We start from the raw sequence: 13,515 nt of genomic DNA, 5'->3' as shown, positions 1-13,515 counted from the left end.
CGTGTTGCAGTAAGAAAATCAACGGCCGTTCTGTTGGGCGCGTTCGATCAGGGACCACCACTGGCCCAAGGTGACCACCGAGGCCATCTCGGAAAACTCGATAGGAGCGCCAGCCTCGCGCCAGCGGGTGGCCAGGGTCATGACGCGCATGGAGTCCAGACCCAGGTCGATCAGATTGTCATCATCCAGAATGTCCTGGGGGTCTTCATGCAGCATGGCGGCAATATCTGCGCGCATGCGTTCCAGGGTAAGTGCAGTACTCATGATTGTTCTTGCGTTGTGTTTTCGAGTTGTTCGCGCAGTTGGGCGCGCAATTCCTTGCGGCTGATCTTCAGGGCCGCAGTTTCCATGAAACGGTCCACAAACACGATTTGATCCGGCACTTTGAAGTCGGCCAGACCGCGGCTGCGTATCCATTTCTTCAGTTCAATCGCGCGGGGCTTGTCATCCTTGGGGATGATGAAAGCGCAGCTGCGCTCACCCAGAAACTCGTCGGGCACCGATACCACGGCAGCATCAAAGACCTGCGGGTGAGCCAGCAGATGATCTTCAATTTCCTCGGCGGAGATTTTTTCGCCGGCGCGGTTGATGTGGTCAGTGGCACGGCCCTGAACCATCAAGTAGCCTTCGGGCGTCATGCGTACCACGTCGCCTGTGCGATAGAAGCCGTCCTCGGTAAAGGAGCGGGCATTGGCCGCGGGGTTGTTGTGGTAGGCACGGATCGTGTAAGGACCCCGTGTCAGCAGATAGCCGGTTTCCCCAGGGGCGACCGGATTGCCGTTGTCGTCCACGATCAGGATTTCATCGTCCGGGCTGATGGGACGGCCCTGTGTGTTGATGATGGTGTCCTCGGGATCGTCCAGGCGGGTGTAGTTCACCAGACCTTCGGCCATGCCGAACACCTGCTGCAAGGTCACACCCAGAGTGGGACGTACACGCTTGGCCGCTTCGGCGTTCAATTTGGCACCACCCACCTGGATTACTTTCAACGAATCCAGCTTGGCATCGGTCTTGGTGGCTGCATCCATCCACAGCATCAGCAGCGGGGGGACCAGACTGGTGTCGGTTACGCCTTCGCGCTCGATCAGCTCAAAGCAAACGTCCGGGCTGGGGGCGGGGCTCAGCACCACTTTGGCTCCGGCGTACAGTGCACCCAGAAAACCGGGTGAACTCATGGGGAAGTTGTGGGCAATGGGCAAAGCGCCCAGAAACACACTGTTCTCGTCCAGTCCGGCAATCTTGGTGCTCTCGCGCAAGGTGTAGATGTAGTCGTCGTGCGTGCGGGGGATCAGCTTGGACAAGCCGGTGCTGCCTCCCGAGATTTGCAGGAACGCCACTTCGGAAGGCTGGGCCGCCGATACGGGTACGTCTACATTGGCAGCGCTGCTTTGCAACTGGGCCAGGGACGTAAATTCTTGTGCGTCGCCCACGATGTAAACCTGCTCGACCTGCGGGCAGCGTTCACGCAGTTCGCGCACCAAAGGCAGGTAGTCAAAACCGGCATGAGCGTCCACACCAATATAGGCGCGCGCTTGAGCAGTATTGGCAAAGTGTTCGACTTCGGTGATGCGGTGCGCAGGCAGGACGTACACGGGCAAAAGACCGGCACGGAACAGGCCAAAGATCACACTGACAAACTCAGGGATGTTGGGCAGGTGCACCAGGACGCGGTCGCCCTTGCGCAGACCGGCTTGCAGCAGGCCCGCCGCGATCTGACTGGCGTACTGGTCCAGCGCGCCATAGGTCCAGCGCTGGGTGCCGCCAACAATGGCTTCGCGTTCCGGGTGGTTTTGCGCGCGCGTGCGCAGCAAAGCGCCAAAAGTTTCCCCTTGCCAGTGTCCAGCATCGCGGTATCGCTGGGCAAAAGCGTCAGGCCAAATTTGTTCAACAGGAATAGATTTCATCATGGTAATGAGAACTATTACATAAATAAGTAGGCTTGTCAGATTTACTCGTGCTCAGTCAGCTTGGTGTCAGGCAGTTGAGCGCTGTCCAAAAAGCTGACCGACCACGGAGCAAAGGGGGTGTTCAGGCAGATGGCGGCGGCATAGTTTTCCACCGGCCGGTGACTGTGCACCACCAAACCTTGCAAGATGGGATAGGGGGATTGTACGGTGCATCCATGATCTGGGTGACCGTCCAAGGATAATTCTTGAGGCTGAATATGAAAACCCGTGCCTGCATGTTTCAGGGCGGCCTCTTTGCCACACCAAAGCGCGTAGAAGTCCAGATCGCTCTTTAGCCAGGAACGCTCGGACGGCACACTGCAATGTTCGACCAGCCCTGGTTTGACGGGTAGGCGCATGGCCTCGATGTCTACGCCTATAGTTCGGTTGGCAATTCCAATCAGCACTCGCTCGCCGCTGTGCGACAGGCTAAAGTGCAGATCGGCATCGTCCAGATCCAGCACGGGCTTGCCATGCTCCAGATGGGCGATAGGAACAGCGCGTGGCGTGCAGCCCAGCAAGGGCGCCAGAAAATGGCGTAGCGCACCGTGGGCCAGCAGGCTTAAATGCTGGTCCGACTGCTGTCTGCGACGGGCAATCACCGCCAATGTGTGGTCGGGAACCTGGTTTCGTAACCAGGATTCCATACCGTCGGGCAAGGGAAGCGACAAACTGTATACAGACAGCATGTCAAAGTCCCAAATGGCGTTGCAAAAGGGCGGCGTCCTGGCGCAGTTGCTCGGCAGGGCCGTCATACACCAGTTGACCATTACCCAATAACAAAGCGCGTTCGGCCAACTGCAGAGCCAGACTTAAATTCTGTTCGGCGATCAGTACGGTAATACCTTGCTCGTTCAGCGTTTGCAGCTGCGGCAGCAAGGTGTCCTGAATCGTCATGGGAGCCAGGCCTTCGCTGGGTTCGTCCAGAACAATAATGGAGGACTGCGTCAGCAGCGCACGGGCCAGTGCCAGCAATTGTCGTTCGCCACCGCTCAAGGCGGAGCAGGAGGACTGGCGGCGTTCGTACAGACGCGGCATGGCTTCGTAGATGCTGTTCAGCGTCCAACGATCATCCGAGCGCGGACGTCGAGCCAGCCCGGCCAAACGCAGGCTTTCCTGCACGGTCAGCGTTGGGAAACGGCCCCGGCCTTGTGGTACCAAAGCCATGCCCAGCAGGGCGATTTTGTGCGTGGGCCAACCTGCAATGTTTTTCCCGTGCACATTGATTTGTCCGCTCCACTGCGGGCCCATATTGAACAGGCAGTGCAGCAGGCTGGTTTTTCCGGCGCCGTTGCGGCCCAGCAGGGCCACACTTTGCCCGGCGGGGATATCCAGCGAAATTTCTTGCAGAATGTCGGCACGGTCGTAGCGTGCATGCAGGCCGGAGATGGTCAGCGCTGTGCTCATGCCGTCTCCAAAGCCAGTTCGCCCAGATAGGCCTGACGCGCGCCTTCGTGCTGGCGCACGGCGTCCGGGGTGTCGCAGGTCAACAAGGTGCCCGATGACAGCACGGCAATCCGGTCACATTCCTGGAAAACAATATCAATGTCATGGCTGATCAGCAGCACGGCACATTGGCCGCGCATGGCGTGGACCAATGCCATGACTTCACGCGATTCGGACTCGGACAGACCAGCGGTAGGCTCGTCCAGCAAGAGCACGCGGGGTTGCTGCGCCAAGGCGATCAGCAAATCCAGAATGCGCTGCTCTCCATAGGACAGGGATCGACCCAGCACATGGCCCCGGCCGGCCAGGGCGCTATGTTCCAGCAATGCTTCGGCTGCTTCTTGGCTGGCGGCGCGGGCGGCCTTGCGGCCCCACCAGTGGTAGGCGCAATCTTTTTTGATGCGCACGGCCAGAGCCAGGTTTTGCAGCAGGGTCAGTTCAGGAAAAATACGGCTGGTCTGAAAGCTGCGCACCATACCTTGTTTGGCGCGTTCAATCGGGCCCAGACTGCGCAGGTCCTTGCCTTCCAGGAACACCTGACCGCTGGAAGGAGTGGCCAGACCACTGATGATGTTAAACAGTGTGGTTTTACCTGCGCCATTGGGGCCAATCAGCCCCAGGGTTTCGCCCGCACGCAGCTCCAGGCTGACGTCCGTCAGGATATCCAGACCGCCTACATGCAAGGCCAGTTCGCGAGTGCTTAATAAAACGCTCATGCAGACCTCTTGCGTCGTTCTGCCAGACCATTGGGCATGAACAGAACTGTCAGCACAAAGATCAAACCTACCAGTAACTGCCAACGATCCGTGTAGGAGCTCAGGTAGGTCTGGGCAAACAGATAGAAGGTGGCCCCAATAAATGCGCCACGCCAGGTGCGTATGCCACCGATCACACCCATGATGATGAGCGTGGCCGAGAAGCTCCAATGCACTTGCTGCGGGCTGACGTACTGATTCGCAAAGGGATACAGGCCGCCAGCAGCACCCGCTACCGCACCTGCAATCATGAAGGTGTAAAGGCGGATACGCCATGCCTGATAACCCAGGGCGGCCATGCGCAAGGGCTGATCGCGCAGACCGGTCAAGGCCAGCCCGATTGGGGCGCGGCTGAAAGAACGCAGCAGCAACCAGCAGATGACCGCCAGCGCCAGGGCCAGAATCATCAGGGTGTAAGGGGCGCTCAAGGGCAGATCGCCCAGGCTCAGACGCGGGAAACCGCGCAGGCCATCGGCACCGCCCGTGACATCACGCCAGCGAAATGCAACTTCCCAGATCAATTGCCCGGCGACCAGCGTAGCCACCATGAAAAACAGCTCGGAACTGCGCAGGCTGATCAGCGCCATCAATATGGATAGCAGGGTGCCCGCCACAATGCCCACCAACAGCATCAGCGGCAGGGACGCGCCCCAATACTGGCTGCTGACGGCGGTGGCGTAGGCGGCAAAGCCGAAAACCGCACCGTGGCCCAGGGATACCAGACCGCCGTAACCTATCAGGAGATTGACGCTAAGGACTGCGCAAGCAATCAGCAGGGCTTCGGTGCCAAAGCGCCACAAGAAGGCGTCGCCCCAGAAATAGCTGCTCAGCAAGACCAGGCAAGCCAGAGCAGGCCAAAGTCCAGTGCGCAGCAGGCAGGTGTTGAGCTTGTTCATTTAAACCTGACGCGTAGCGGATTTGCTCAAGCCATTGGGCCAGCAAAGCAGAAGGCCCAGCATGACGGCCAGGGTGGCGGCATTGGCAAAGGCTGGAACCCAGACGCGGGCAAAGGTGGTGACGAAACCCAGAATCAGCGCGCACAGCAAGGTGCCGCGTACCGAGTTCAAGCCGCCAATAACCACCACCAGCAAGGCCAGCAAGAGGATTTCTTCATCCAGACCGGGGTAAACCGACAGCATGCCTGCGCCCAGGGCGCCGCCCAAACCGGCCAGGCCGGCGGCCAGCGCCATGCCGATGGCAAACAGGCGACGCGAGTTCAAGCCCAGGGTTTCGACAATCTGGGCGTCCTGCACGCAAGCGCGAATGGCGGCACCCCACAGGGTGCGATCCAGCAGGAACCAGAACAGCAAGGCCAGCGTCAGGCCGGTGACGATCAGGAACAGACGATAGGTGGGGAAGGGCAGGCCCATGATCCACACCCCGCCACGCAGCACTTGCGGCAGCATGGGCGAGAGCGTGTCGGCGCTGAAGCCCCAGCGCATCAAATCCGCCAGAATGACGGACAGGCCGTAGGTCAGCAGCACCTGCATCAAGTGGGTGCGCTGGTAGAACTGGCGAAAGGGGAAGCGGTCCAGCAACAGGCCCATCAGCCCGCACAGTGCGAAAGCGGCGGGAAAGGCCAGCCACCAGGGCGCGCCGGATGCCAGCCACTGGACGCTGATATAGCCGCCCAGCAGGAAAAAAGAGCCGTGTGTCAGGTTGATGAAGTTCATCAGGCTGAGCACTAAAGACAGCCCCAGCCCCGCCAACATCAGCAGTGCTGAGAAGGACAGGGCATTGAGGATTTGAAGCAGAAAATAAGACAAGGTGGAGCTCAAGAACGCGGGCCGGGGTCCTGGATACGCTGGTAAGTGTGGACCACCGTGTTAAAGGGGCGACCTTGCGCGTCTTTTTCCACCCGGTTGACGTAAATATCCAGAATGGACTGGTTATTGCGCGGGTCAAAAGCCATGGGGCCAAAGGCGGTGTTGATAGGCTTGTCCAGCAGGGCCTGTTTGAAGGCCGCCTTGTTGGACAGATCACCCTTGACCGCGTCCAGACCGGCCTTGATGACCTGGCCGGTCACGTAACCGGAGGTGCTGGCTTCGCCGGGCAAACGGCCACGGCTGGCCTGGTAAGCAGCCACAAAGTCCTGGGCAGCCGGAGCGCCGGGCGATTGGTGGAAGGTACTGACGCCACCCAAAGCAGCTTCGCCCACAGCGGTAATCACGTCTTCCTGATCGAACAGGGCACCGGGGCCCACGATCTGGATCTTGCCGTGCAGTTGGTAGTCCTGCATTTGCTGGTGGAAACGCACAGCGTCGGCACCGGCCAGAAACGTGTAGACAAACTTGGGATTGCTGGCGGCCAGATTCATCAGGATAGGTGCGAAGTCGGGTGTGCCCAAGGGCGTCCAGATGCGCTCACCCAGCGTGCCGCCTTGTTCCTGATAAGTATTGGCGAAGTCTTCAATGTATTCGCGGCCAGCGGTGTAGTCCGAACCCAGCGTGATGCCGCCGGATTTTTCAATGTGCTCGAAGGCCCACAAGGCGCCGGTGTGGCCCAGCATCCAGCTGGTTTTGGTGGGGCGGAATACGTAGGGGCTGGCTGCTTCACGAGCCAGGCCATTGGCAGCGGCATTGGAAATGAAGGTAGGCAGTTGCGCATCGTGCACGATGTCACGAATGGCCAGTGCGATATTGGCGCTGATGACACCGCCCAGAACGTCGATCTTGTCGCGCTCGATCAGCTTGCGCACTTTACGGATGGCTTCGTCCGGTTTGCCGTGGTCGTCTTCTACCAGCAACTGCACCTTGCGCCCGCCCATCTCGTAATTGCACTGTTGCAGCATCAACTCCAGACCGGCGCGCATGCTTTCGCCCAGGGAGGCGAAGGGGCCGGACAAGGATGTCAGCAGGGCAATTTTCAGGGGACCGTCTTGGGCGCGAAGCAGGCGGGGAACGCCAAACAGCAAAGGGCTGGCTGCGGCAGCCAGCAAAAGCTGGCGACGTCCAGCACGGGTAGGGGAGAGAGTCACGAGATCTTATTTTCCGTAAGAAAGCCAAGCTTGCCTGGCAGGACATCTCAGGCAGGAGGCTGCGCTACTAAATGTTAATCATTATCATTTTATGGTCTTTCCTGACGTAAATAAAGGCTCATACCCTTGAATGTCCATTTCGGGCGTGGGTCTTTAAAGGCAACGCGCCCCGATTGGGGGCGGATTCAGGGTGACAACGGTATGAAAACGGTCACACGGACGCTTTATAAAAAGGCACAGGGGCGGGCTATTTAGCGCGCATCTCCATTGATATTGGCGCGAATGCGGTTCAGGAACTGGCGCAACTGGGTCAGTTCTTCCGCCGAAAAGCCCTGGATGGCGCGGTGATGAATGTCCAGAGCCGCGGGCAGAACACGCAGAAAGTGCTGGCGACCTTGCTCATGCAGATGGATCAGTACACGGCGCTGGTCCAGCGGGTCGGGCTGGCGGGACAGGTGGCCCGCGTTTTCCATTACCACCAGGGCGCGCGACAAGGTGGTTTGATCCACGTCGGTATATTGCGCCAGGGTACTGACGCCCAGGCCATCGGTTTCGTTCAGAAAAGCCAGCACACGCCAGTGCAGCAGAGTCAGTTCATGGCTGCGCAGCAAGGTTTGAAAGTCAGCATTTAAGGCCGAGGTGCTGCGATTGAGCAGATAGGGGATAAACGTATCGTGCCCGGTATAGGCGTCAGTCAGAGTACGGCTGGCCATAGTGAAGCGGCTTCCTTGATGCAAAAAAAAGCAGGCTACTCGTTCAGAGTGATTGAGTGAGCCTGCGAAAGCCCGGCCAGCGCTGCCATTGGCCGGGCAAGTGGTTGGTTCAGTGTCAGTTCGTATGATCCACTTTGCGCTGCAAAGCGGCAATCGTCAGGTTCAGTGCGAAGCCCAGCACACAGATCCAGACCAAGGGTACAAACATATCAATCGTGCGGTAGCTGCGTGCGGCGGCGGTCAGCATATGGCCCAGACCGTCGGTGGAGGCAATCATCTCGGCCAGAAAGACCACCACGCAGGCAATGACGCCTGCCACCCGTACACCGGCCAGCACGGTCGGGCTGATGGCGGGCAAAATGATTTTCCACAGGCAGGCACTGCGAGATGTCCCGGCGGCACGCGCCGACCAGATCAGCTTGCGGTCCACCGTTTGCGCAGCCACCCAACTGGCCATCAGCACAGGGAAAATTGCATCCGAGACCACCAGAGCGATTTTCGATGAGCTTTCAAACCCCATGATCAGGATTAGTGCCGGGTAAAGGGCGATCTTGGGGATAGGGGCCAGCAGACGGATCAGGGCATCCAGCAGAAACGAGCTCCAGCGCGTCAGCTGTGCAATCAGCGCCAGGGCCACACCGGCCACACAGGCAATCAGCAAACCGCTGATCAGGCGGTAGACGGTGATGCCCAGGTTCTGCCAGAAGTCCGCCTGACCGGCCAGCTCCAATACACGCATCAAAATGGAAGAGGGGGCAGGCAGCAACTGCGGGCTGACCCAGCCCGAGCGGGTGCACAGCTCCCAGACAATCAGCATCAGGGCCGGACTGATGCATAAAGACAGTCCCGACAAATCCCGGCGTTTGGCCGGGCGGGTTTGAGTAGAACGCATAGCTTGTCCCGGTGAGGCTAAGGTTTTGGTGGTCATAGCGTCATCCTTTGTCCATCAGGCTCTGGGTCGAGTCATGCCAGTGTGTGCAGCGTTTGCGGACAAACTCGAACAGCGCATCGCAGGCAATGCCCAGCACGGCCAGCAGCATGATGACGGCATACACCGTGGAGTACTGCGCCATATCCATGGAGGTGAACAGCAGATTGCCTATACCTTCCTGACGCGCAATCATCTCGGAGGACACCATCACGATCAGGGCCATGACCACCCCGACCCGGCAGCCAATCATGACTTCCGGCAAGGAGGCGGGCAGAACAATCTTGCCCAGACGGGCAATGGGCCCCATGCCCATGGACTGGGCGACCCAGATCAGCTTGGGCTCGATGCGGGTTGCGCCGTGATAGCTGTGATAGAGCAAAGGCAGGGACACGCCCAGCGCAATAACCAGGATCTTGGAGAAATCCCCCAGACCGAACCACAGCATCAAGATCGGCATCAAGGCCGCTTTGGGCATGGGATAGGCCAGGGCCACCAGAGGATAGAAAGCGGTATAGACCAGGCGGCTGCGGCCCATGGCCAGACCCAGGGGGACGGCCACGACCAGTGCCAGGGCATAACCGGCAAACATGCGGCCAACCGATTGCAGGATTGCCGACCAGGCCATCGGGTCGCTGATCAGGGCAGGCAGTTCACCCAGGGCTGCCCAGGGGCTGGGGAAGGAATCCAGCCCCACCCAACGGGCCAGCCCTGCCCAGGCCAGCAGCACCAGAATGGCCGCCATGACCAAGGAGGCCCAGCGATGTTCATACCAGTGCTGTGGCGTCATGGGTGGGCCTCCGCCATCAAGGATTGCTCCAGACGAATAATGGTTTCCTGATAGACCGGATTGCGCAGCAGCTCGCTACGGACGCGGGGGCGGGGCAAGTCAATCTCCACCACCTCCTTGATACGGCCGGGCGAGCCAGTCATGACAATCACGGTATCGGACAGGAAGACGGCCTCGTCCACGCCGTGCGTCACAAAGACCACGGTGTTGCGTAACTGCTCCCACAAGCTGAGCAGTTCCGTTTGCAGGGTGACGCGCGTATGGGCATCCAGCGCCCCGAAGGGCTCGTCCATCAGCAGGATGTCCGGCTCATAGGCCAGGGTGCGGGCGATGGCCGCACGCTGACGCATACCGCCGGACAGTTCACGTGGATAGAAGGAGGCGTAAGGCCCCAGCTTGACCTTGTCCAGCCATTCGCTGGCGCGCTGTTCGGCCTGGTCCTTGGGCATGCCTTGTTCGCGCATGCCGTAGGCCACGTTTCCCAGCACGGTTTTCCAGGGGAACAGGGCGTATTCCTGAAACACCGGGCCCCGGTCTGGACCTGGGCCGGTAATGGGCTTGCCCTTGACGCGGATCTGGCCGCTGGAGCAGGACTCAAAGCCCCCTAACATATAGAGCAGGGTGCTTTTGCCGCAACCGCTGGGTCCCAGAATAGACACGAATCGCCCTGCCGGAATGCTCAGGGCGATGTCTTGCAGGGCCGTATGGCTGCGGCCCTGCCGGGTGTTAAAGGTTTTACCGACACCATCCAGTTCAATCATGGTGTGTCCTCGCGTAAATCGGCTCGGTAAAAGTCCTGCACGTTCAAGGCTTGCTTCAGGAAACCGGCCTTGTGATAGCGGTCGTAGGTGCCCTGGATGGATTCCAGATTGGGCTGCATGTCCGGGACGCGGGCAAAGTCCTTGTCGGTGAACAGGTACTGGGCCAGCAAGTCTTTGGGCGCACGGGTAATTTGTGCCGTAACTTCTACGGCCAGTGCAGGGTCTTTGCTGAGCATGCCCATGGCCGTTTTCAAGTCCTGCACATAGGCGCGCACCACTTCTGGGTTAGCGTCGCTATAGGATTTGCTGCAGGCTTCGAAGATCTGTACCGATGGGCTGGCCACTTCGGACAGGGAGAACAGTTTGCGCAAACCGCCTTTCTTCTCGTTCAGCAGGGCAAAGGGCTGGGCCATGGGGCCTGCATCAATGCGGCCACTGCGAATGGCGTCGGCCGCAGGGGGAAAGCCGGTTTCAACGATTTTCACGTCCTTGTCCGGGTCGATACCGTTCTGACGCAGCCACAGCAGCATGTCGAAGTACACACCGGCTCCATAAGCATTGGTGCCAATGACCTTGCCTTTCAGGTCCGCCGCGGTCTTGATCGGGCTGTCTTCCTTCACGGCCCAATAGACGGAGAAGTGATCATCGTCCGAATGCACGTGCTGGGCCACGATATAGGCTTCCAGACCGCTTTCAATAGCGCCATTGGCCAGCGACATGGGGGCCATGGTGGAGCATTCCAGAACGCCAGCACGCATGGCTTGCACCATGGGCGAAGTGCCCTGGAACTGAGTCCACTGGATTTGATATTTCTTGCCCAGTTGCGGGAACAGCTCGGGGCGCTTGGCCATCAGGTACTTGGCTTCCTCGCCCGGAATGGTCCAGCCTACCCGCAAGGTGGGGACTTCCTGAGCCTGGCTCAGACCGTGACAGCTCATCAGGGCAAACAGCAACGCAGCGGTTTTTTTCATTCCTGTGTCTCCTTGGCAAGGTGTTCGGCGCGGGCAGGGGCCAGGCCGATGTGATCCAGCATTCCCAGTACGCGGGCCAGCACGTCGCGTCGATACGCTTGTTGCTGGTCCACCGGGTATTCGTGAAAGCCTTGTCCGCTGCGCAGACCGTTGCGTCCACTTTCCATATAACGGGTGATGATGTCGGGTACGGCGTAGCGTTCCGGGTCCAGGTTCTGCGACAGGTATTGCCCGGCGTGATACAGAATGTCGTTGCCGCCGTAGTCGATGAACTCCAGCACGCCGATGCTGGCAAAGCGGAAACCCAGGCCGTAGCGGGTGGCCTTATCAATATCGGCTGCGCTGGCTACGCCTTCCTCAACCATGCGAGCGGCCTCGTTCATGATCAGGGTTTGCAGGCGTGGAACGATGAAACCGGGGTGGCAACCACAGACCACAGGCACTTTGCCGATGGATTCCAGATTGCTTTGCAGACGGCTCAAGGTCTGCTCGCTGGTGCCGGGGTGGGCACTGATTTCGACCAGTGGAATCAGGAATGCCGGGTTAAGCCAATGTGCGTTCAGGAAACGCTCCGGATGGCTCAACATGGGGGCCAGATCCGAGGCCAGCATGGTGGAAGTGGTGGAGGCGATCAGCGCATCGGGCCGGGCCAGTTCGCCGATACGTCCCAGGGCGTCGGTCTTGGCTTCTTGTGTTTCGGGCACGCCTTCATAAATCAGATCGGCCTGGCCCAGCACTTGCGCCGCTGCGCTCAAGGGGGCGACGCTGATGCAGGCCAGATGGTCGTCGATCTGTTCGGTGGCGAACATGCCCAGGTCGGCCAGTTGTTCCAGCGTGGCACGCAATTCCTGGCGTATTTCGGCTTCCAGACGGGCACTATCAGCAGGCTGACGGGGTTTGAAATCCAGTAAGGTCACGGCTTGGCCGCGCAGCGCATAGGCCAGGGCGATGCCCCGCCCCATGCGACCTGCGCCCACCGCAACGATACGTTTGATCGGGGCGGGCGCGTTCATCAGGCTCTCCCGGCTTGCAGCATCTCTTGCAGTTGCTCGCGGCTCATCGTGTCCAGACCCAGGCTGGCCAGTGTGCGTTGGCCTTGGCGCAAATCTTCACCCACGATGGCACCGGCAATCGCCAGCAAGCCTTTGGTGACGGGAGCATCTACACCGGCCCAGTCGGCTACCGAGGCAAAGAAGGCCAGACCCAGCATGGTGTCTTCACGCATGTAGCGGTGTTCGTGCAGGTCGATCTTCTCGCGCCAGTCGCCGCTTTTCACCAGCTTGGAGTGCGAGGAACGGTCGCCATACATCCACTGATCGTTTTCATAATGGTCGGACAGCGGGAAGTGCGGGGCACCGTAGCCCAGCGCTTCACGAATGCGCATGCGCTCATTGTCCAGTTGCGTGGTCACGGCACGGACCGAAGGCTGAGTGCCTTCGTTATGAATGTCCCAGGCCGGGAAGTGCTCCAGCGGGCCGGCGTTCATCATGATCAGCGGTGGGTGGATGATGGGGCCGGCGTTCATCAGGGCACCGGACAGGGCATCTTCGCAGCGCTCCACGCTGGGGAAGACCTTGCCAATCACATCCAGGGCGTGATCGGTATTACGCGCAGGGTACACGCCAGTAGGCAGGCGGGTGGCGCGGGTGGTGATGTTGATGACGGTATCGCCATGTTTGCGGGCCAGCCAGGGCAGGGTGCCGGTTTCGGCCCAGCTGACATCGGCCTTGTTGCCGGTGCCGCGCACGATCTCGCTCATGATGAAGGAGCCAAAGGTGCCTGGGGGCAGAAATACGACCTGGCCGTCTGTCAGGTGCGGAGCCATGACGCGGGCAATATCGGTTTGGGCAATGGCGGGCGAAGGAATCAGTACCAGATCGGCACCGGCGATGGCCTCGCCAATATCAGCGCAGACTTTGGCAATGGGGATTTCGCGCTCGCCTGCTTCGTCTTTCAAGGTCATGACTGGACGGTCCAGCAAAGGCTGCAACTGGGCCGTATCACGACGCCATAAACGGACCTCGTGGCCCTGTTCGCTCAAGTCTGCCGCTGCTGCGTAACAACCGTGCCCGCCACCTAATACCGCTACCTTCATGTTTGTCTCCAATCTCTTTTTTTGATTTCTATGCACTTGCATATAAATACAGACTAAAAGAAGTTGAGGCCTAAAACAAGAGGATGAATGGGGGGAGTTACCCTAGGGCGGGAAAACTTGGATATGAAGTGAA

The 13,515-nt window shown here is 59.5% G+C and carries 15 protein-coding genes; all 15 read right to left on the bottom strand.

Annotated features, from left to right (window positions below; all coding sequences use genetic code 11):
• Positions 1–18: 18 nt before the first annotated feature.
• Complete coding sequence (locus tag OSH04_RS08600; protein ID WP_003804459.1) at positions 19–264, bottom strand: phosphopantetheine-binding protein; 246 nt, start codon at positions 262–264, stop codon at positions 19–21.
• Positions 261–1,907, bottom strand: a complete 1,647-nt coding sequence (locus OSH04_RS08595; RefSeq protein WP_266108267.1) for a (2,3-dihydroxybenzoyl)adenylate synthase — start codon at positions 1,905–1,907, stop codon at positions 261–263. Before OSH04_RS08595 ends, OSH04_RS08600 begins: the two co-directional genes overlap by 4 nt.
• A 41-nt stretch (positions 1,908–1,948) precedes the next feature.
• Complete coding sequence (locus OSH04_RS08590) at positions 1,949–2,635, bottom strand: 4'-phosphopantetheinyl transferase family protein (protein ID WP_266108266.1); 687 nt, start codon at positions 2,633–2,635, stop codon at positions 1,949–1,951.
• 1 nt (position 2,636) lies between these two features.
• Positions 2,637–3,353 (bottom strand): ABC transporter ATP-binding protein, encoded by a 717-nt coding sequence (locus OSH04_RS08585; protein WP_254002578.1) that lies wholly within the window; start codon positions 3,351–3,353, stop codon positions 2,637–2,639.
• Positions 3,350–4,108, bottom strand: coding sequence for an ABC transporter ATP-binding protein (locus OSH04_RS08580; protein WP_266108265.1), 759 nt, complete (start codon positions 4,106–4,108; stop codon positions 3,350–3,352). Before OSH04_RS08580 ends, OSH04_RS08585 begins: the two co-directional genes overlap by 4 nt.
• Positions 4,105–5,043: a branched-chain amino acid ABC transporter permease gene (locus OSH04_RS08575; RefSeq protein WP_251196416.1), complete on the bottom strand. Its 939-nt coding sequence runs from the start codon at positions 5,041–5,043 to the stop codon at positions 4,105–4,107. The genes OSH04_RS08580 and OSH04_RS08575 overlap by 4 nt, the downstream gene beginning before the upstream one ends.
• Positions 5,044–5,913 (bottom strand): branched-chain amino acid ABC transporter permease, encoded by an 870-nt coding sequence (locus OSH04_RS08570; RefSeq protein ID WP_035268872.1) that lies wholly within the window; start codon positions 5,911–5,913, stop codon positions 5,044–5,046.
• Positions 5,914–5,921: 8 nt separating this feature from the next.
• The gene (locus OSH04_RS08565; RefSeq protein ID WP_230940611.1) at positions 5,922–7,124 is read right to left on the bottom strand and encodes an ABC transporter substrate-binding protein; all 1,203 of its coding nucleotides are present in this window, start codon (positions 7,122–7,124) and stop codon (positions 5,922–5,924) included.
• Positions 7,125–7,375: 251 nt separating this feature from the next.
• Complete coding sequence (locus OSH04_RS08560; protein ID WP_009462841.1) at positions 7,376–7,837, bottom strand: MarR family winged helix-turn-helix transcriptional regulator; 462 nt, start codon at positions 7,835–7,837, stop codon at positions 7,376–7,378.
• 115 nt (positions 7,838–7,952) lie between these two features.
• A complete protein-coding gene (locus OSH04_RS08555) occupies positions 7,953–8,729 on the bottom strand; it encodes an ABC transporter permease (RefSeq protein WP_226349577.1) in 777 nt (258 codons plus the stop codon).
• Between the two features lie 40 nt (positions 8,730–8,769).
• Positions 8,770–9,555 carry an ABC transporter permease gene (locus OSH04_RS08550; RefSeq protein ID WP_035268452.1) on the bottom strand — a complete coding sequence of 262 codons (786 nt, stop codon included), beginning with the start codon at positions 9,553–9,555 and terminating at the stop codon, positions 8,770–8,772.
• The gene (locus tag OSH04_RS08545) at positions 9,552–10,316 is read right to left on the bottom strand and encodes an ABC transporter ATP-binding protein (protein WP_009462836.1); all 765 of its coding nucleotides are present in this window, start codon (positions 10,314–10,316) and stop codon (positions 9,552–9,554) included. The genes OSH04_RS08550 and OSH04_RS08545 overlap by 4 nt, the downstream gene beginning before the upstream one ends.
• Entirely contained in the window at positions 10,313–11,287 is a 975-nt protein-coding gene (locus OSH04_RS08540) for an ABC transporter substrate-binding protein (RefSeq protein ID WP_266108264.1), read from the bottom strand. Before OSH04_RS08540 ends, OSH04_RS08545 begins: the two co-directional genes overlap by 4 nt.
• Positions 11,284–12,300: a 3-hydroxybutyryl-CoA dehydrogenase gene (locus OSH04_RS08535; protein WP_035268448.1), complete on the bottom strand. Its 1,017-nt coding sequence runs from the start codon at positions 12,298–12,300 to the stop codon at positions 11,284–11,286. Before OSH04_RS08535 ends, OSH04_RS08540 begins: the two co-directional genes overlap by 4 nt.
• Positions 12,300–13,382, bottom strand: coding sequence for an NAD/NADP-dependent octopine/nopaline dehydrogenase family protein (locus OSH04_RS08530; protein WP_060186119.1), 1,083 nt, complete (start codon positions 13,380–13,382; stop codon positions 12,300–12,302). Before OSH04_RS08530 ends, OSH04_RS08535 begins: the two co-directional genes overlap by 1 nt.
• Positions 13,383–13,515: the final 133 nt, after the last annotated feature.

Source organism: Alcaligenes nematophilus (genome assembly GCF_026344155.1).
Lineage (GTDB): Bacteria > Pseudomonadota > Gammaproteobacteria > Burkholderiales > Burkholderiaceae_B > Alcaligenes > Alcaligenes phenolicus.
Note: the sequence above shows the minus strand (reverse complement) of the source record. Positions and strands in the feature narration are given on the sequence as shown.